The organism is Mesorhizobium sp. M1D.F.Ca.ET.231.01.1.1, from assembly GCF_003999155.2.
Lineage (GTDB): Bacteria > Pseudomonadota > Alphaproteobacteria > Rhizobiales > Rhizobiaceae > Mesorhizobium.
Map to the genome: position 1 here is coordinate 269,401 of NZ_RZOZ02000004.1, position 18,405 is coordinate 287,805.

The window sequence follows — 18,405 nt, forward strand, 5'->3', positions numbered from 1 at the left end:
GAAAGCAACATTTTTTCGAAAAATCCATGTTGCTTTATTACAAAAGCCTGAGCATCCTGCGCCCTCCAAGCCGGCCAATCACGCATGAGAGAGGGGGTGATCCGATGACCTTCGACAAGAATCCGTTTCCGGAAGGCGATGCCGACCGCCATGCGTTGTGGGAAATGCTGGTGCGGCGCGACATCGATGCCTTCCTCGGCCAGGACTGGTCGATGGTCGAGGACGATTTCATTGCCGAAAGCTTCTTCGGCATGCATGCGCATTTCCTTGCCAATGCCGACGCTTGGCGGCTGCAGTTCCCCAGGCTGGAAATCTACCGCGACGAATGGCTGCGGCAGGCCAAGGAAACGGCCGCGACGAAATTCGCCGAGCCGCTGCGCGAAGCGCTGTTCCGCGTCACCAACATGCGCGACATCGACGTCGACGGCGACCGGGCGGTGCTGCACAAGAAGTTCGACGGTTCGGTCGCCAGGGCCGACGGCAGCGTCGACCGCCTCAAATGGCAGACGCTCTACTTCTGCCGCAAGGTCGGCGGCCGCTGGAAGATCGCCGGCTTCGTCGGCTATATGCCGCATCCGCTGGGAGGCTAAAGCATGTCTCCCGAAAGTGGGAACCGGTTCCGGGATAAAGACATGCGTAGAATCAAAACCCAAAGTGCATGAAGCGGATCTGAAAAGATCGCAACGCGCTTCAGGGGCCGTTCTTCGGGGTTCTTCTAGGACAGGCGCGCCAGCCGCTCATCGGGCGAGCGATGATCGAAGACGATGCCCATGGTCTTACCAACGGCGGCCATGACGATCAGTTCGACCAGGTGGTCGTCGCTGTCCTCGCAGGCGGGGTCCGACTGGCGGATGACGTCGAGCATCGCGCGGGTCGAGATTGTGTCGCCGGCGCGAAATTTCGAAAGGGCAAACGAAACAAGATCTTGCACCGTCGGATCCATGACGGGGACTTCCGAAGCGACGTTCATTGGCCTCCTCCTGCCATGAACCCTCCATGACAGGATGATACGCCAATGGTGGGATTGCGCCAGCGAAATGGTGGTAGGACCAGAGCGGCTGGCGACAGCCTGCCGCCATTTGCCCGTTAGATGTGGAACACTGCGCCGACGGCCATGGCCCGTGCTCGACGCATCGCGTTCCGGTTGCTAAGCCCCTTGCGCGCAGGGAGACTTTTCGAGTCGAGAGATGACGGTTGCAATCGAGATGGGGCAGACGACGGCGGGCGCGCCGGCGGCCCTCGACCTTGAGGAACTGCTGGCAACCCGCCTGCTGGTGCAGGGCAATTCGGGCTCCGGCAAGTCGCACCTGCTGCGCCGTCTGCTGGAGCAGAGCGCGCCCTGGGTGCAGCAGACCATCGTCGACCCCGAAGGCGACTTCGTCTCGCTCGGCGAGCGCTACGGCCATCTGGTGATCGATGCCGAAGAGCATACCGAGCGCGGCCTGCAGGCGGCCGGCGAGCGGGCGCGCATCCATCGCGTCTCGACGGTGCTCAACCTCGAAGGGCTCGATGCCGAGAACCAGATGCGGCGCGCCGCTGCCTTCCTCGGCGGCCTGTTCGAAGTCGCGCGCGACCATTGGTACCCGATGCTGGTGGTGGTCGACGAAGCCCAGCTCTTCGCGCCGGCCGCCGCCGGCGAGGTTTCCGACGAGGCGCGCAAGCTTTCGCTCAGCGCCATGACCAATCTGATGTGCCGCGGCCGCAAGCGCGGGCTTGCCGGCATCATCGCAACGCAGCGGCTGGCAAAGCTCGCCAAGAACGTCGCGGCGGAAGCCTCCAACTTCCTGATGGGCCGGACCTTCCTCGACATCGACATGGCGCGCGCGGCCGACCTGCTCGGCATGGAGCGGCGGCAGGCGGAGGCGTTTCGCGACCTGGAACGCGGCCATTTCATGGCGCTCGGGCCCGCATTGTCGCGCCGCCCGCTGAGCCTGCGGATCGGCTCGACGGAGACGAGCCCGCGCAACGGCACGCCGCGGCTGATGCCGCTGCCGGAAGCAACGCTCGAGGATGCGCGCTCGGTCATCCTGGCGGCGCCGCCGCCGGAGACGGTACGGCCGCAGCGCCGGCCCTCGCCGGACCTGCTCGACCAGCTGATGGCGGCCAAGGCCGCGCCGCTGGACATCCGTCCGGAACCGGCCGAGCCGCAGCCGAGCGCCGAAGACCTCGCCGAGCGGCGCGAGCGGATGGACCGAATCCTGCGCGCCATCCTGGCCGAGCCCGACGCCGGTTTCCGCGTCATCGGCGTGCTTTTCCAGGAGTTCGTGGTTCGCTGCCGCATCGAGGGCCTCGCGTCGGTCGTGCCCGACCTTTCGGAGTTCCGCCGCATGCTGACGCGCGCCCGCGCCGGCGTCGGCTCCGACATGGCCGAGGACGATGCCTGGCGGGACGTCTCGGTGCGGGCGTCGCTGCTGCCCGAGGACATGCAGGGCGTGTTCATGATGATCGCCCGCGCGGCAAAGGAAGGCTGGCCCTGCCCGAGCGACGCGGCGATCGCGCGGGCCTATGGATCTCACTCCTTGCGCCGTGCGCGGCGGCTGCTCGATTACATCGAGGAACAGGGCCTCATCGTCTGCCAGATCGACGGCGCCGGCCGGCGCACGGTGACGCTGGTTGAGCTCGCCTGGGCGACGGCGCCGGGCGATCCGAATGCAGAAGAGCAGGACAGCTCGGCGGCGTGAGAGCCGGGCCGAAGCACGAATCCGGCGGATCGTCGCCATCGGGGGCAGCGCCAGGGATCAGTTGCCGGCGTGTGCCGCGAGACGCTGGATGTCGTCGACCATGACGTGACGGTTGTTCTCGACGCGGATCACATTCTCGCCGCGCAAGCGGGTGATCTGCCGGCTCACCGTCTCCACGGTCAGCCCCAGGAAATCCGCGATTTCCGCGCGTGTCAGCGGCAGGTCGAAAGACGCGCCGCGGCGCTCGGGACCCGCGGCGGGATCGATGTTGCGCGCGATCATCAGGAGGAAGCTGGCGATCTTCTCGGCGGCGGTCTTGCGGCCGAGCGCCACCATCCAGTCGCGCGCCAGGTCGAGCTCGCGCAGCTTTTGTTCGAGCAGGCGATGCTCGAGGTCCGGCTGCTCCTTCATCATGCGCTCCAGCGCCTGGCGCGGGAACGAGCACAGCTCGACGTCGGTCGCGGCCTCGGCGGTCAGCGTGCTCTCGGCCTGGAAGGGTCTGCCGAGGAAGTCGGGGGCGAACTGGAGGCCGACGATCTGCTGGCGGCCATCGGAAAGCGTCTTGGTCAGCTTCACGACACCCGAAAGCACGTTGGAGAAGCGATCAACGCTTCCGACATCGCTGACCAGTTCCCTGCCGGCTTCGGCCTTGTGCCGCCTCGTCGACTTGGAAAGCGTCACCAATTGATCGGGGCTGAGCGCGCCGCATATGCCGCGATGCCGCGCTTCGCATGAAACGCACAGGACCGGGATGCCCTTCGTATGGATGTCTTCGCGCACGGTGGAACAGCTATAGTGTTCCCGCTGCCCGCCAGCAACGCGTGGCGGGGGGCGATGGCGTCGCAGCCGGCACCGGCCTCCTGGTTTCCTACCGGTCCTCGATGATCCTCAGATAGGCCGCGGTCACGAACAGGACGATGAAGCCGAAGAGGATGCGGCGGCCGCCTTCGGGCATGTGCAGGATGGTGAGCAGCGTCGTGAGCACGGTCAGGATCAGCGCGCCGACGATGGTGCCCATATAGCCGCCGCGACCGCCGAAGATCGAGGTGCCGCCGATCACGGCCGCCGCCACGGAGGGCAGCACCAGCGGCTCGGCGAGCGAGAGCGACGGCGCCTTGATCAGGCCGATATAGAGCAGGCCGGTGATGCCGGCGAGCAGGCTGGAGATCACGTAGAGCGCGGTGATCACCTGCCAGTAGCGGACACCGGAAAGCCTCGCCGCGCGCTCGTTGTCGCCGACGGCATAGAGCAGGCGGCCGAAGCCGGTGCGATTGAGCATGAAGACGATCAGCGCCGCCACCGGCACGAACAGGAAGAGCGCGTTGGGGAAGCCATAGGTGAGGCCGGTGCCCAGCCAGTTGAGGAAGTCCGGAATCCTGGCGCCGGAGGCGATCACGGTGCGCTGGTAGACCTGCAGGAAGCCGGTGCCTATCAGGCTGGTGCCAAGCGTCATGATCAGCGGATGGACGCGGAAGACGCCGACGCCGATGCCGTTGACGAGGCCGATCAGCACCGCCGGCAGCATGGCGAGGACAAACGCCACCGCTGGATCCTGGTTGACGATCTGGGTGGCCATGATGAAGGCGCTCATCGTCGCCACCGTGCCGACGGAAAGGTCGATGCCGCCGGTCAGCATGGTCATGGTCTGGCAGCCGGCCAGGATCGCCAGCGGAATGGCGAACTTCGCGGTGTTGGCGATCCAACGCTCGTTGACGATGCCTGGACGCAGGAGCTGCAGGATCAAGACAAGGATGACGAGCAGTATGACCAGCGGAATGAGCGGGCGGTCCGCCATGAAGCGCTTCAGTCGGCGGCCGAACGATACCGGTTGGGGCATGGTCGCGCTTGAGCTCATGGCGTTGCTCCTGCCGGGCGGCCGCGGATGGTGATGAAGGCGCCGAACATCACCACGGCCACCATGATGGCGCCCTCGATGATGGCGGTGACATTGGGGTCGATGGCTAAAAGCGTGAGGTCGGTGCGCACCAGCCTGAGCACGAAGACGGCGATGATCGGTCCGAGCAGCCCGCCCTTGCCGCCGCCGAGCGCGACGCCGCCCAGAACCACTGCGGCGACGCTGGCGAGCAGGTAAGGGCCGGGGATCGGCGCGCCGATGCCGGTGCTGATGGTGAGCGACAGCCCGCCAAGCGCCGCGAACAGGCCGGAGAGCGCATAGGCGACGATCCTGGTGCGCGCCACCGGCACGCCGCTGCGGAAGGCGGCGAGCTCGTCGCTGCCGATGGCGTAGATGGAAAGGCCGAGGCGCGAGCGCCTGAGCGGGATCCAGATGACGAAAAGGCAGACGAGCAGCAGCACCAGCGCCTTCGGCACCCAGGCATCAATATTGTCAGGCACGTTCGGTATCGGCATGGTGCCGACGACGGTTGCCTTGAGCCACTCGGCAGCGGCGCCGCCGGGCGCGTCGAGCACCAGCAGCGCCGCCCCCTGCAGCACGAACAGCGTGGCCAAGGTGACGACGATATCCGGCACGCGGGTGACGACGATGAGCAAGCCGTTCATCGCGCCGAGCACCAGCCCCATGGCCAACACGAAGGGCACGACGAAGAAGGCATATTCCTCGCTGGCGCCGCTCATCATCGAGGCGGCGGTGACGCTGGTCAGCGCCATCATGGCGGCGACGGAGAGGTCGATGCCGCCGGCGATCACGACGACGGTCTGCGCGGCAACTGCAAAGGCGTAGGGCAGAACTGCCCGCGCCAGCGAGCCGAAGTCGCCGCTGCCGTAGCCCGGCTGGATCAGCCTGGTGATGACGAACAGGAAGATGAGCAAGGCGAGCAGGCCGGCGACCCAGCCCTGGCGGCGCAGGAAGCGCATCATGGCGCGGCCTCCGTATCGGAAGCGGGCCTGACATCGGCAAGGATGCCGACATCCTCCCTGGCGCCGCGCGGCAGGCCGTAGGCCGCGCGCATCAGCGCCGGCTCGTCGGCCAGCTCGACTGGGAAAGTGTCGACGACGCGACCGCCGAAGATGACGATGACGCGGTCGCAGACCCGCTGCACCTCCTCCAGCTCGGATGTGTAGAAGAGGACCGACTTGCCGAGGCCGGCAAGCTCGCGCAGCAATTTGTAGATCTCCTGCTTGGTGCCGACATCGATGCCGCGCGTCGGGTCGAAGCAGAGGATGGTGCGGGCATCCGCCGCGATCCAGCGGGCGATGGTCACCTTCTGCTGGTTGCCGCCCGAAAGCCGCTGCACCTCGCCCTGCGCGCGGGTGTCGATCTGCAGCCGGCCGATGGCGCTGGAAACCACCATGCGTTCCCGCTGCACCCGGATCGGCCCCCATTTGCGGAGCGCCGCGCTGAAGGGCAGCGCGATGTTCTCGCGCACCGAGCGCTGCATGGCTAAAGCCTCGGTGCGGTCGCCCGGGACATAGGCGATGCCGGCTTGGATAGCGTCGCTCGGATGCGAAAACTTCACCGGCGCGCCGTCGACCTCGATCGTGCCGTCGGCGGGCCGGATCGAGCCGGCAAGCGCGGCGAAGAGCTCGTCCTGGCCCTGGCCCTCGAGCGCGACGACGCCCGCCACCTCACCATTGGCGAGATCGAAGGAGACGTCGTTGAGCTTGGTGCCGAGCCGAAGGTTGCGCACGACAAGCCGAGGATGGCTGTGCTGCACGGATGACGCCTCGCTTGCCATCCTGGCGGCGGCGACGCTGGTCTTTTCGATGCGGGCGCCGAGCATCATCTCGACGATCTTTTCCTCGATGCCCGGCTCGATATCGACGACACCGACGGTGGCGCCGTCGCGCAGCACCGTGGCGCGGTCGCAGAGCGCCGATATCTCGACGAATCGGTGCGAGATGAAGATGACCGAGCGGCCGCTGTCGCCCTGGCGGCGCACGACGTCCAGCACCTTTTCGGCGAGGTTGGCGGGAAGCGCCGCCGTCATCTCGTCGAGCAGCAGCACGTCGGGTTCGACGGCGAGCGCGCGCGCCAGATCGAGCACGCGCAGCACGGCCAGCGGAATGTCACGCGCGGTCTCGCGAATATCGAGATTGGGGATGCCGAGCTCGCGCACCCAGGCGCGGAACGGATCGACCGGCGTGCCGGTCAGCCGCAGGTTGGAAAGCACATCGAGGTCGGGGATCAGCGCCGGCTCCTGGTAGACCGGCAGCAGCCCGGCACGGCGGGCGGCGGCGGGCGAGCGCACGTCGCGGACCTCGCCGCGGATCAGGATGCGGCCGGCGTCCGAGCGGATGGCGCCGGTCAGGATCTTCACCAGCGTCGACTTGCCGGCCCCGTTGGCGCCCATCAATGCGTGAACTTCGCCCGGCAGCACCGACAGCGACGCATTGCGCAGCGCGGCCACCGCGCCATAATTTTTCGCGACGCCGGTGGCGTCGAGGAGAGGGTTGACGGTCAAAACGTTCTCGGTCCAACGGCTCAAATTATGCGTGCCAAATCAAATAGCAACGACGCCAGACCTTAGTCCGGCGCCCTCGCGCTTCCGTTTCAGATCAGGCGTTTATTCGCCCGGGCCCTTGCAGGCGACGATCTGGTCCTTGGTGTAGGAGGTCCAATCAGGGATCGAGATGGAGACCGGCCACTCGGAGCTGAGCGACGGATCGGCGGCGGCCTTCAGCTTGGCCTTGCCCTCGTCGGTGGCGTTCTCCCAGAGCTGCGGCTCGACCAACACGGTCTGCTGCGCCGGCTTCTTGCCGTCGAGGATCTGCAGCGCCAGCGTGATGCCGGCGCCGCCGATCGAGCCGGGGTTGGTGACGGCCGCGCCGACCAGGTCCTTGACCGAGTTCAGCTGGCCGACAAAGCCGGCGTTGTCGGCGCCGACAACCGGCACCATCGGCGCCTGCTGCTCGACCAGCGCGTCGACGATGACGTTGTCGATGCCGGAGGTCCAGATGCCGTTGATCGGCGCTCCCGTGGCGAGGAAGGACAGGATCTGCTGCTTGCCTTGATCCTGCTGCCAGCCGGTGAACACCTCCTGCGCGACCTTGACATCCGGGAATTCGGCCAGCGCCTTCTTGAAGCCCTTGTCGCGGTCGCTGTCGGCCGAGGCGCCGGCGGCGCCGCGCATGTAAAGCACCTCGCCCTTGCCGCCCATCTGCTGGAACAGCCACTTGGCGCCGAGATAGGCATATTGCTCCTGGTTGTTGGAGATGATGTAGGCGGACGGCTCGGTCACCGCCTGGTCGACGGCGACGACGACGATGCCGGCCTTGGTGGCTTCCTCCAGGCCGGCCTTGATGCCCGCCGGGTCGGCCGGGTTGACGACGATGGCGTTGACCTTGGCGCTGATCAGGTTGCGGATGTCCTCGAGCTGACCGGCGGCGTCGGTGTTGCGGTGGGCGATGTTGAGCTTCGCCACCTCGCCAGAGGCAAGCGCCTGCGCCTTCATGGCGCAGATCATCTCCTCGCGCCAGCCATTGCCCTGCACGGTGTTGGAAATGCCGATCGTGTACTTGCCTTCGGCGGACGAGACGCCCACCGAGGCAAGCAAGGCAGCACCTGCAAGTAGTGGAATCATGGGTAGCGGGCCCATGGTCAGGTATTTCTTCATATCAGTACTCCTCCACAGTGACTGTCAGTTGCAGTTCAACGGCTCCAACACGATCGGAGCCAAGCCGTCATTCCTTCATTTGACGAAGGGACGCAGCACGTCGCGGGCCAGCAGAAAACCGCGCTTCACCTTGTCGTCGCTCCCCTCGAATCGGCGGTCCTCGTGCTCGATGATCACCGGCCCGTCATATCCAGCCCTATAGAGACCCGAAAAGATGGTGCTCCAGTTGATATCGCCCAGCCCCGGCATGCGCGGCACCTGCCAGCCTATGCCGGCCGAAAGGATTCCGCGCTCGTACAAACCATCATGATCAATCATCAGGTCCTTGGCGTGGACATGCAGCATGTGCGGGCCGAACTCGCGGATGAAGCGCTCCTTGTCGATCATCTGCCAGACGAGATGCGAGGGGTCGAAATTCATGCCGACATCGCCGCCCCAGGCCTCCAGGATACGGCGCCAGACATAGGGCGAGTAGGCGATGTTGTGCCCGCCCGGCCATTCGTCATAGCTGAAGATCATCGGGCAGTTCTCGAAGGCGAGCTTGACGCCATGCTCGCGCGCGTGAGCGATGATTTCAGGCCAGACCTTTTGCGCCTCTTCCCAATTGGCGTCGACGGTCTTCGAGGCATCGCCGCCGCAGAAGGTGTTGACGAGGGAGACACCCATGCGGCTCGCCAGCACGATCACTTTCTTCAGATGATCGATGACGGCCTCGCGATGCGCCTGATCGGGATGGAGGGGATTGGGATAGAAGCCGAGGCCGGAGATCGTCAGGCCCTTGCCGGCAAGCTCGGCGGCGATGTCCTTGGCTTCCGACGCGGAGGTGCCGACGGCGTCGATATGGCTGGTGCCGGCATAGCGGCGGCTGCTGCCGGAAGCCTTCGGCCAGCAGGCGATCTCAAGCGCCTCGAAGCCGGCCGATCGCGCCCAGTCGACGACTTCGCCAAGCGGGGCGTCCGGGAATGGCGCGGTGAGCAGTCCGAGCTTCATGTTCCCTCCCAATTCCTAACTATGCAGATCGCGCCGGCTGCTTCAACCGCACATCGGTTGGCCCAGCACAGACTTGTCCGACAAAGCCAATCGGATCGTCCGAGAGCAGGCCGTCGAGACCGGCGACGACATGCGCACGGAACCTGGCGTCGGCGGCAAGCGCCGGATCGAAAATGGCGTCGATGGCGAGGATTGCATCGGCAAGAGCCTTGCTGTCCGAACCGATGTTGCCGGCAATTGCCGTGATCTTCTCGGCAAAGGGATCGGACACCCGCCAGGCGCGGCCGAAGCGCGCGGAAGCCTTGACCAGGTAGGCCATCCAGCCGGCGACAGGCACCGAGAGAAGGGCGATGCTCTCGCCCTTGGCCAGGCGGTCGCGGATCGGGTTGAGCAGGCGCTGCACGACCTTCTGCGAGCCGTCGGTGGCGATCTGGTGGTTGCGGTGGCGGATCGCCGTGTTGGTAAGGCGGGCAAGGCTTTGCTCGACATAGGCCGGCGGCGAGATGCCGGGGACCGGCATCAGCGTCGGCAGCGTCTCTTCGCTCAGCATGCGGCGGACGAAAGCGGCAAGAACCGGATCGGCCATGGCGTCCGACGTATGCTCGAAGCCGCCGAGCACGCCGAGATGGGCAAGCGTCGTCTGGGCGCCGTTCAGCACCCGCATCTTGAGATGCTCGAACGGGGTGACGTCGTCGACGAAGATGGCGCCGACACGGTCCCAGCGCGGCGCGCGGCCGGCGAAGCGGTTCTCGATCACCCATTGGCGGAACCGCTCGCCGACGACGACGGCGCTGTCGCGATAGCCGAAACGCTCTTCGACCGTGTCGATATCGGCCCCGGTCGTGGCGGGCGCGATACGGTCGACCATGGCCGAGGGAAAGGCGACGTTGGCTTCGATCCAGTCCGTCAACCCGTTGCCGCGCCGCTCGGCGATTGCACGTACGACATTGCGGAGGATGATGCCGTTGGCCGGGATGTTGTCGCAGGACAGCAGCGTCACCGGCCGGCCATGCGAGGCCATGCGCAGCTCAAGAGCCCGTGCCAGGATGCCGGGCACGCTGCGCGGCGCTTGCGGGATGGCAAGATCGTGGACGATGTCGGGGTGGCCGAGGTCGAGCGCGCCGCTCGACGGGATGTGGCAATAGCCCTTCTCGGTCACCGTCATGGTGACCATTTCGATCGCGGGCGAGGAAAGCACCTCGAGCGCCGGCGCCGCACTTTCCTGGCTGTCGACGACACGCACGATGCCGCCGATGACGCGCGCCTCGACCTCGTCGTTCTGGCGGATCAGCCGCGTGTAGAGACCGCCTTGCCGGCCAAGCGTCTGGCCAAGCAAAGGCGGGCGGATGTTGATGCCGACAAGTCCCCAGCGGTCGAAATCCTTCGCCAGAAGATCGTCGGTGTATTCGGCCTGATGGCAGCGATGGAATGCGCCGACGCCGATATGCGCGATGCCTGGACGCAGCGCCGAGCGATCGTAAGCCGGCTTTCTTACCTCCGACGGCAAGCGGCCGAGCAGGGCTGGTCCAAGGCTCTCGGCAGCGCTCACCGGTTCGCTCCGATCACCCATTGCTCCTGGTCGATCAGCGCGCCTGTCATCGGGCCGGCGGCATCGGAGAGCAGGAAGACGGCGAGGCTGGCGATGTCGTTGACCGAGAACAGCCTGCCGAAGGGTTGCGTCGCGTTGGCGGCATCGAGCCAGCCCGGTCCCAGGCCCAGCGTCTCGGCCTGCATGTCGCGTTCGGCCGGGGTGTCGGTCCAGCCGACATTGATGCCGTTGACGCGGATGCGGTCGAAGCGATGCGCGTTGGCGGCGTTCTTGGTCAGCGTCGCCAGCGCGCCCTTGGTGGCTGAATAGACGGCAAGCTCCGGCGCGCCGCAATGCGCGTTGATCGACAGGATGTTGACGATGGCGCCGCCTTCACCGCGCTTCTTCATGTCGGCGATCGCAGCCTGCATCAGGAAGAAGGGCGCGCGGGCGTTGACGGCGAATAGCGCCTCCCAGTCTTCGAGCTTGGCATCGACAAAGGAGGCGCGGTCGGTGAGGCCGGCTGCGTTGACCAGCCCGTCGATACGACCGAAGTGGGAAACGCAAAAATCCACCAGCTGCGCCGGCGCAGATTGGTCGGAGAGATCGGCCGGAACGATCACCGTGGGAGCGCCCGCCTTCGAAATCGCCGCCGCGGCCTCGGTGCCGCGCAGTTTGTTGCGCCCGGTAATCACGAGACCTTCCGCGCCCGAACGCGCGGCAATCTCGGCGATCGCGCGGCCAATGCCTTGCGTCGCGCCGGTGACCAGCACCACCTTGCCGTCGAGCCGAACCTCCATTCCTCCTCCCGGAATAAAGTTTCTATTTTTTCAAATATGGAACGATAGTTCCCGGTAGTCAATCGCGCCAGTCAGCCTGTCCGGCGGGTGACGACGCAGTGGACCAAGGCCATTCCGACGGCGAGCGTCGCGGCCAGCGAACGGAAGCCGGCGAAATCCTGTTCCACCACTTCCAGCCAGGTGTCGGAGAGCTTCACCAACGGCGAGAAAGTGCTGTCGGTGATGGTGACGATGCGCGCCTTGCGCTCATGCGCGACGGCGACCAGGTCCGGCGTGATCGAATTGTAGGGGCTGAAAGAGACGGCGAGCACCGCGTCGCGGGGACCGATGCAGCCGACCTGGTCGAGCGCGGTCGAGCCGACATTGTCGACCAGCACGTTGCGCACGCCCTGCTGCGACAGCGTCAGCGACAGATAGGTGGTGACGGGGAAGGCGCGCTTGCTGCCGATGACATAGATCAGCTCGGCTCTTGCAAGCAGGTCGGCCATTTTCTCGAAGCTGTCGATGTCGAAGCCGCTGCCGATGCGGCCGAGCGAGGTTTGCGAGGCGCCGACCATGCCGTTGAGGAAATGCAGGTCGGCATTGGGTTCTGCCGGGCGTTCGGCGTCCGTGCGTTCCGGCCAGGAACCTTTCATATGATCCTTGAACAGGCCCTGTAAATCGGAAAAGCCGGCATAGCCGAAGATCTGTGCGAAGCGCACCAGGGTCGAGGGCTGCACGCCGGCCTGGTCGGCCACCTGGGCGATGGTGCCAAGCGCCACGTCGCTCGGATGCTGCCACAGGAATATTGCGACCTGGCGCAGCCGCTTCGGGAAATGCACGGTTCCGGAAGAGAGCACGGCGCGCAGCTCTTCATAGGTCTGCGGTTTGGCGTAGCCAAGCGCCGCGAGCGAGCGGCCCTGTTTGCGGGGAGCGCTGTCGCCGGCACTGGCCCGGCCAGATGAAATGCGCGCGCCGCTCATGGGATGGGCCGGGTTTGAGCCATGGCGTATGAAGGCAACCCAATTTGTGGCGGAGACCACCTTCCGTTGAAGCTGACGCCCGGAAAAAGGGGCGAGTTCAAAATCTGAAACGGTTGTCCTGCTTCCATTGCCCAAACCCTCGGTTTTCGCGCGAGGCTAGTGCGGCACGATCGTTTTACAAAACAAAATTTGGAAAATCTGTTCGAAACCGGCGAGGAGCCTCCTATAGTCCTGCGCTGCCAATCACAGCCATCCGGGAGGAATCGAAACATGGTCTATGCAACGGCTGACGGATCGACGCGCAAACGCCTGACGGTCGGCATGGTCGGCGGCGGCCGCAACGCGTTCATCGGCGCGGTGCATCGCCTCGCCATGCGGCTCGACGACCAGATCGCGCTGGTGGCCGGAGCGCTTTCCTCGGATCCGGAAAACGCCGCGACATCCGCCGCCGAGATCGGCATCGCGACGGAGCGCAGCTATGCCGACTACCGCGTCATGGCAAAGGCGGAAGCGGCTCGCCCCGACGGCATCGAGGCGGTGGTCATCGTCACGCCCAACCACCTGCACGCGCCGATCGCAACCGCCTTCCTCGAAGCCGGCATCGACGTCATCTGCGACAAGCCGTTGTCGACGACGCTTGCCGAGGCCGAGGCGCTGGTGGCGCTGACAGAAGCCAAGAAGCGCCGCTTCGTCGTCACGCTCAACAACACCGGCTACGCCATGGTGCGGCAGGCGCGCGAGATGGTGGCGGCGGGCGAACTCGGCCGCGTCGTTTCGGTGCATGGCGCCTATATCCAGGACTGGCTGACGCAGCCGATCGACGCGCAAGGACAGAAGCAGGCCGAATGGCGCACCGATCCGGCGCGCGCCGGGCAATCGGCGGTGCTGGCCGATATCGGCGTCCATGCCTTCAACTTGGCGAGCTTCATTTCCGGCTCAGAGGCCGAGGCGGTTTCGGCCGACCTTTTCACCGCCGTGCCAGGACGGCGGCTCGACGACAACGCGCATGTCCTGGTGCGCTGGACGGGCGGCGCGCGCGGCACCATCCTCGCCAGCCAGACCTCGCCCGGCCACTATAACGACCTTTCGGTGCGGATCTATGGCGACAAGGCCGGGCTCGAGTGGTCGGGCGCGCGGCCGGAGGAACTGCGCTTCTCGCCCTATGGCGAGGAGACGCGCATACTGGTGCGCGGCGGCCACGGCTCGACAGCGGAAGCCCGGCGCGTGTCGCGCATGCCGGCCGCGCATCCGGAAGGCTATATCGAGGCCTTCGCCAATTTCTACCGCGACGCTGCAGACATCATCCGCGCGCATCGCTCGGGCGGAACGGTCGATGCCGCGCGCGCGGCGCAGGTGCCCGACGTGGTCGCCGGCGCGCGCGGCGTGAAGTTCGTGGCGGCGGCGGTGGAATCGAACGCGGCAGGCGGCGCTTGGACGGCTGCGCGGTTTGCGTGAGCGCAGTCGGGGCGGAGTTTCTTGAGGTCGATCAATCTCAATCGCGACTTGCAGCGGGGCGATCCGCTGGCACGCGCTTGCCACCGATCGAGGGTGAAAGCCCGTCGAGCACCAGGCTCCGGAACATGGCGTCGACCTGGGACGGCGACAGTTTCGGCTTGCGCTCGAACCACCAGTTCAGCGCCGTAAGAAAGGCGCCGACGATGAATTGCACGACGAAGTCGCGCGGGACGTCGCCGTGAAGGGCAGCGGGCAGTTCCTGCCGCACCATTTCCGACAGGATCAGGCGGATCTCGTTCTCCGTCACCGCACCGCCTCGTCCGCCGATCATCGTCCGGTAGTGGTCGGCATACCGGGCCGCATGGTCGAACATGGCCGTGCTGAAGCCAAGCGGATCGTCGCCTGATGCCTCGGCTCCCGCGCGTGCCGCGGACGCCTCGATGAGCTCCTGTCGAAGCATCTGGAAACCACTGCGCAGGAGATCCTCCTTGCCGGCATAATGCGCATAGAAGGTGGAGCGACCGACATCGGCTTCATCGATGATGTCCTGCACGGAGAGGGCCTCGTAGCCCTTGCGCAGCATGAGCGCCAGCAGCGCCTGGTGAAGGGCTCTGCGGGTACGGGCGGCTCGCCGATCGATCTCCCGAGGCATGGATCACTCCTTCTTCGCTTCACACTGTTGGAGCGCTACTTCCGGCGCGCCTTTTCCAGAACGGCAGGCATGGATTGTCCACTAACGGACATTTTGCCTGCATCGTCTGTCGAAATTCCGGACAGCCTGTCCATTATAATACTGACTGTTTCGAACCTTCACCAGCCGACAGCCACAGTGCCGATGCTCGCGGGCTCTGGCGTCGTTGGAGATTGGCGCTGTTGAAGAAAGGATGTGACGAACATGCACCATATGCGAAGCGAAGCGCGTAGTGCCGGGGCGCCGATCGGCCCGGATGCCAACAAGGGCATCGGCTTTCCGCGTCTCTACGACCTGCTGGTCCTCATGCTGACCCGCGGGCGCGACCGGGCTTACCGCGAGGCTGTGCTCGATCTGGCCGGCCTGGCGCCGGGCTTCCACCTGCTGGACGTCGGATGCGGCACCGGCACGCAGGCGATTTCCGCCTGGCATCGCGTGCAGCCCGGCGGATCGGTGGTTGGCGTCGACGTCTCAGAAAAGATGCTTGCCGCCGCTCGCCGCAAGGCTGGCCGGGCGGGCCTCGACATCGCGTTTCACCATGCCGATGCGGCCGAACTGCCGTTCGCGGACGGGCGCTTCGACGTTGCCACTTTCACGACGGTTTTGCACATGGTGCCGGAGGCGCGGCGCAGCCTTTGCCTGCGCGAGGCCGCGCGCGTTCTGCCCCCCGGCGGACGGCTGTTGCTGATCGACTATGCCGGCCCTGTGAGCGAGCGCGGGCACATGTCGGCAAAGCACGGCATGCATGGCCAGTTCGATCTGCATCGCCTCCGCGAACCGCTGGCGGCCGCCGGTTTCGAGCGCATCGAAGGCGGTCCGCTCGACTGGCTCGGCCTGCATTACCTCAGTGCCGTCAGACTATGAAGATCGCGATCACGTCGCCATGCGGTCTATGGCGCTGCGCGAAGCGGACCTGCCCTCGAGTGCATCGGCGGCACGTCGTTCTCATCCGGATTGGGGACGGGTTCCTCGTCCGGCAGCCTCTCCGGATCGGGTTCGCGCATCGGCTTCGGATCGGGAAACGGCGGCGGCGTGGGGACCGGCGTTGGCGTCGGATCAGGATTGGGGAGAATGGCCATGAAGTGATTTCTCTCCTTGCGCTGGCGGGCCGTCGGCGTGACGCGGTTCCGGCAACCGGATATCTGCCGACCAGAACATGATGGATTGGCTGCCGCATCTGGCGCTTCATCGAAACCTGATTGGCCGGCGGCTGACGCTTGGCAGAACGGTCGCGACCGGGGATGGTTCCACATCGATCTCGCCGCGTTTCGGCGGCGCCGGGCATGAATGCCGATCAAATGATTTCCCGCCGCCCATTTCGCCCTTGCCGGCGCCATGCAGCGCCTTAGTTCCGTTGCGGGGCGGGTGATCATCTGCCGACATAGGAGGCGGCCTTGAAGCACCAAACTGTTGACCAACTCAATGCCGTTGCCGACGTTCATGCTGAAGCAGCGGTTCTCATCGCCAGTCGAGGCCAGCGCCTCGAACGCTGGGCGCAACTTCTCGAGCAAGATCCCGGCCGGCGCCTCATGGCGCTTGCGGGCACCGAATACGCCACTCCAGAAGTACGTCAAAGAATGCGTTCCGCCGGATCGCCAATCACTGTCGCCTTCGAGGACCCGATCTTTCGGGCACAAGGTTTAAAGGACGACACTTACGGCGAAGCGAAACGCTTCTTCGAGCTCAGCGACTGGCAGCTGCACGAGGTCGTCTGCCATTGCCATGTCGGCGCCAATCTGCCGGCACGCTGGGCGGCGTCCCGCGTCCGCGCGGCGATCTCGCCGGGCTCAGGCATTCTTGCCTGGCTGAGATCGGTGTTCATGCACTGAGCAGATCCGCGCGGTTCGCGAACCGCGCGGAAGTCTTCAATATCGGACTTGCCGGAGGCGGAGGGGAGCTGCCCGCTCTCTCCCGTCGGCCGGCAGGGTAAAGCTTCGCAGCCTGGCGCCGCCAGGGCCGTTCAGCGTTTGGCATTTGTTTTGCGCAATTCCGAACGGCTTCAATCAGCGATCGATCTCGCCGAACACGATATCCAGCGATCCTATGATGGCCGCGACGTCGGCGATCATGTGTCCGCGCGACAGGTGATCCATCGCCTGGAGGTGGGCGAAAGACGGCGCGCGTATCTTGCAGCGGTAGGGAACATTGCTGCCGTCCGAGACCAGATAGACGCCGAACTCCCCTTTCGGCGCTTCCACCGCGGCATAGACCTCGCCGGGCGGCACGCGGTGCCCTTCGGTGTAGAGCTTGAAATGCTGGATCGTGGCCTCCATCGAGCGCTTCATCGTGGCGCGAGGCGGCGGCGTGATCTTCCGGTTCGACACCGCGACCGGTCCCGCGCCGTCGGCCGAGCGCAGTTTTTCCAGGCACTGCCGCATGATCCGCACCGACTGGCGCATCTCTTCCATGCGCACGAGATAGCGGTCGTAGCAGTCGCCGTTCTTGCCGACGGGAATGTCGAAATCCATCTCGGGGTAGCATTCATAAGGCTGCGCCTTGCGCAGATCCCAGGCGGCACCCGAGCCGCGCACCATCGGGCCGGAGAACCCCCACGCCCACGCGTCGTCCAGTCCGATTACGCCGACATCGACATTGCGCTGTTTGAAGATGCGGTTTTCTGTCAAGAGTTCATCGAGATTGCTCAACGCCTTGAGGAACGGGTCGCAGAAGTCCCAGATGTCGTCGAGCAACTTTCCCGGCAGGTCCTGATGCACGCCGCCGACCCTGAAGTAGTTGGCATGCATGCGGGCGCCGGATGCGCGCTCATAGAACACCATCAGCTTCTCGCGCTCGGCGAAGCCCCAGAGCGGCGGCGTCAGCGCGCCGATATCCATGGCCTGCGTGGTGACGTTGAGCAGATGCGACAGCAGCCGGCCGATTTCGCAGAACAGGACGCGGATGAGCTGCCCACGCCGGGGAACCGATATTTCGAGCAGCTTCTCGGCGGCGAGGCAGAAGGCATGCTCCTGGTTCATCGGCGCCACATAGTCGAGCCGGTCGAAATAGGGCAGGGCCTGCAGGTAGTTCTTGTATTCGATCAACTTCTCGGTGCCGCGGTGCAGCAGGCCGATATGCGGATCGGCGCGATCGACGATCTCGCCGTCCAGCTCGAGCACCAGCCGGAGCACACCGTGCGCCGACGGGTGCTGCGGTCCGAAGTTGAGCGTGAAGTTGCGGACGGCGGTTTGGGCCATGGCGGCGCCTCCGCGAAATCTGGTTGCTTTAGCGGGTACCGCCCGGCTTCGCGGTCAGCCCTGCGCTACGGCGCCAATCATGTCGTCGTCTGGATGATCAGCGTGAGGGTACCGTCGCCATCGATGTTGGCAGCGACGACTTGCGATGAATTCAAGCCGTTCGCGCGCAGGACCGATACCGCCTCGGGCGAGTCGTCGACCGACTTCTGCAGCTTCGCCAGGTCCTTCGCGGTCGTCCTGGTGACGACGGCTTCCGCCTGTGTCTTCACTTCAGCGGGCAGATCCTCCATCGCCACCACCACAACGTTGGTGAAGCGCTGACCGGGATTTTCCGGATCGGGTTGCGCCTGGCGGGGCGCGGGCTCCTGCGCCGGAGGCAAGGCCTGCGGCGGCTGCGGATCCGCGCGTTGGGCGCAAACCGGCTGCGCAAGTGCCAGGGCCGAAAGCGTGAGGACCATCGTCAATGTCCGCATCGTCTTTCCTTCCATGTCTCGAAGTCTGACGACACAACCCCTGCGCGGGGCGATGGTTCCCGGTGGCGGCCGCAAGTTGGCAGCGAAGGCCGGCCGT

General features: G+C 65.6%; 19 protein-coding genes. 5 read left to right on the forward strand and 14 right to left on the reverse strand.

Going from position 1 to position 18,405, the window contains the following annotated elements:
* The first annotated feature begins 104 nt into the window (after nucleotides 1–104).
* Nucleotides 105–590 (forward strand): hypothetical protein, encoded by a 486-nt coding sequence (locus EN874_RS13900; protein WP_127425240.1) that lies wholly within the window; start codon nucleotides 105–107, stop codon nucleotides 588–590.
* A 125-nt stretch (nucleotides 591–715) separates the two neighbouring features.
* Here the strand turns inward: EN874_RS13900 and EN874_RS13905 are convergent, their stop codons facing one another.
* Entirely contained in the window at nucleotides 716–970 is a 255-nt protein-coding gene (locus tag EN874_RS13905) for a hypothetical protein (protein WP_126087661.1), read from the reverse strand.
* Nucleotides 971–1,187: 217 nt separating this feature from the next.
* Between EN874_RS13905 and EN874_RS13910 the strand changes: the two genes are divergently transcribed.
* On the forward strand, nucleotides 1,188–2,681 hold the full coding sequence (locus EN874_RS13910; RefSeq protein WP_127425241.1) for an ATP-binding protein: 1,494 nt from the start codon (nucleotides 1,188–1,190) through the stop codon (nucleotides 2,679–2,681).
* Nucleotides 2,682–2,738: 57 nt separating this feature from the next.
* Here the strand turns inward: EN874_RS13910 and EN874_RS13915 are convergent, their stop codons facing one another.
* From EN874_RS13915 to EN874_RS13955, 9 genes are all read right to left on the reverse strand, one after another.
* A complete protein-coding gene (locus EN874_RS13915; RefSeq protein WP_245513558.1) occupies nucleotides 2,739–3,461 on the reverse strand; it encodes a Crp/Fnr family transcriptional regulator in 723 nt (240 codons plus the stop codon).
* 88 nt (nucleotides 3,462–3,549) lie between these two features.
* Entirely contained in the window at nucleotides 3,550–4,536 is a 987-nt protein-coding gene (locus EN874_RS13920; RefSeq protein WP_127425243.1) for an ABC transporter permease, read from the reverse strand.
* Nucleotides 4,533–5,519: an ABC transporter permease gene (locus EN874_RS13925; protein WP_127425244.1), complete on the reverse strand. Its 987-nt coding sequence runs from the start codon at nucleotides 5,517–5,519 to the stop codon at nucleotides 4,533–4,535. Before EN874_RS13925 ends, EN874_RS13920 begins: the two co-directional genes overlap by 4 nt.
* Nucleotides 5,516–7,063 (reverse strand): sugar ABC transporter ATP-binding protein, encoded by a 1,548-nt coding sequence (locus tag EN874_RS13930; protein ID WP_127425245.1) that lies wholly within the window; start codon nucleotides 7,061–7,063, stop codon nucleotides 5,516–5,518. The genes EN874_RS13925 and EN874_RS13930 overlap by 4 nt, the downstream gene beginning before the upstream one ends.
* A gap of 102 nt (nucleotides 7,064–7,165) precedes the next feature.
* Nucleotides 7,166–8,215, reverse strand: a complete 1,050-nt coding sequence (locus tag EN874_RS13935; protein WP_127425246.1) for an ABC transporter substrate-binding protein — start codon at nucleotides 8,213–8,215, stop codon at nucleotides 7,166–7,168.
* A gap of 75 nt (nucleotides 8,216–8,290) precedes the next feature.
* Nucleotides 8,291–9,205, reverse strand: a complete 915-nt coding sequence (locus EN874_RS13940; RefSeq protein ID WP_127425247.1) for a sugar phosphate isomerase/epimerase — start codon at nucleotides 9,203–9,205, stop codon at nucleotides 8,291–8,293.
* Nucleotides 9,206–9,224: 19 nt separating this feature from the next.
* The gene (locus EN874_RS13945; RefSeq protein WP_245513559.1) at nucleotides 9,225–10,754 is read right to left on the reverse strand and encodes a mannitol dehydrogenase family protein; all 1,530 of its coding nucleotides are present in this window, start codon (nucleotides 10,752–10,754) and stop codon (nucleotides 9,225–9,227) included.
* On the reverse strand, nucleotides 10,751–11,533 hold the full coding sequence (locus tag EN874_RS13950) for an SDR family oxidoreductase (protein WP_127425249.1): 783 nt from the start codon (nucleotides 11,531–11,533) through the stop codon (nucleotides 10,751–10,753). The genes EN874_RS13945 and EN874_RS13950 overlap by 4 nt, the downstream gene beginning before the upstream one ends.
* A gap of 71 nt (nucleotides 11,534–11,604) precedes the next feature.
* Nucleotides 11,605–12,495 (reverse strand): MurR/RpiR family transcriptional regulator, encoded by an 891-nt coding sequence (locus tag EN874_RS13955; protein WP_127425250.1) that lies wholly within the window; start codon nucleotides 12,493–12,495, stop codon nucleotides 11,605–11,607.
* A 270-nt stretch (nucleotides 12,496–12,765) separates the two neighbouring features.
* Between EN874_RS13955 and EN874_RS13960 the strand changes: the two genes are divergently transcribed.
* On the forward strand, nucleotides 12,766–13,950 hold the full coding sequence (locus EN874_RS13960; protein ID WP_127425251.1) for a Gfo/Idh/MocA family oxidoreductase: 1,185 nt from the start codon (nucleotides 12,766–12,768) through the stop codon (nucleotides 13,948–13,950).
* A gap of 37 nt (nucleotides 13,951–13,987) precedes the next feature.
* Here EN874_RS13960 and EN874_RS13965 read toward each other — a convergent pair whose 3' ends face one another.
* Nucleotides 13,988–14,602 carry a TetR/AcrR family transcriptional regulator gene (locus tag EN874_RS13965; protein ID WP_127425252.1) on the reverse strand — a complete coding sequence of 205 codons (615 nt, stop codon included), beginning with the start codon at nucleotides 14,600–14,602 and terminating at the stop codon, nucleotides 13,988–13,990.
* A gap of 252 nt (nucleotides 14,603–14,854) precedes the next feature.
* On the opposite strand from EN874_RS13965, the gene EN874_RS13970 reads away from it, so the two are divergent.
* A complete protein-coding gene (locus EN874_RS13970; protein WP_189394118.1) occupies nucleotides 14,855–15,505 on the forward strand; it encodes a methyltransferase domain-containing protein in 651 nt (216 codons plus the stop codon).
* A 26-nt stretch (nucleotides 15,506–15,531) separates the two neighbouring features.
* On the opposite strand, the gene EN874_RS13975 is transcribed toward EN874_RS13970, so the two are convergent.
* Complete coding sequence (locus tag EN874_RS13975) at nucleotides 15,532–15,720, reverse strand: hypothetical protein (RefSeq protein ID WP_126087674.1); 189 nt, start codon at nucleotides 15,718–15,720, stop codon at nucleotides 15,532–15,534.
* A 315-nt stretch (nucleotides 15,721–16,035) separates the two neighbouring features.
* On the opposite strand from EN874_RS13975, the gene EN874_RS13980 reads away from it, so the two are divergent.
* Nucleotides 16,036–16,470, forward strand: a complete 435-nt coding sequence (locus EN874_RS13980) for a hypothetical protein (RefSeq protein ID WP_126087675.1) — start codon at nucleotides 16,036–16,038, stop codon at nucleotides 16,468–16,470.
* Nucleotides 16,471–16,644: 174 nt separating this feature from the next.
* Here EN874_RS13980 and EN874_RS13985 read toward each other — a convergent pair whose 3' ends face one another.
* Both EN874_RS13985 and EN874_RS13990 read right to left on the reverse strand, forming a co-directional pair.
* Nucleotides 16,645–17,835 (reverse strand): NADH-quinone oxidoreductase subunit D, encoded by a 1,191-nt coding sequence (locus EN874_RS13985; RefSeq protein WP_127425254.1) that lies wholly within the window; start codon nucleotides 17,833–17,835, stop codon nucleotides 16,645–16,647.
* 77 nt (nucleotides 17,836–17,912) lie between these two features.
* A complete protein-coding gene (locus EN874_RS13990) occupies nucleotides 17,913–18,293 on the reverse strand; it encodes a hypothetical protein (RefSeq protein ID WP_245513560.1) in 381 nt (126 codons plus the stop codon).
* Nucleotides 18,294–18,405: the final 112 nt, after the last annotated feature.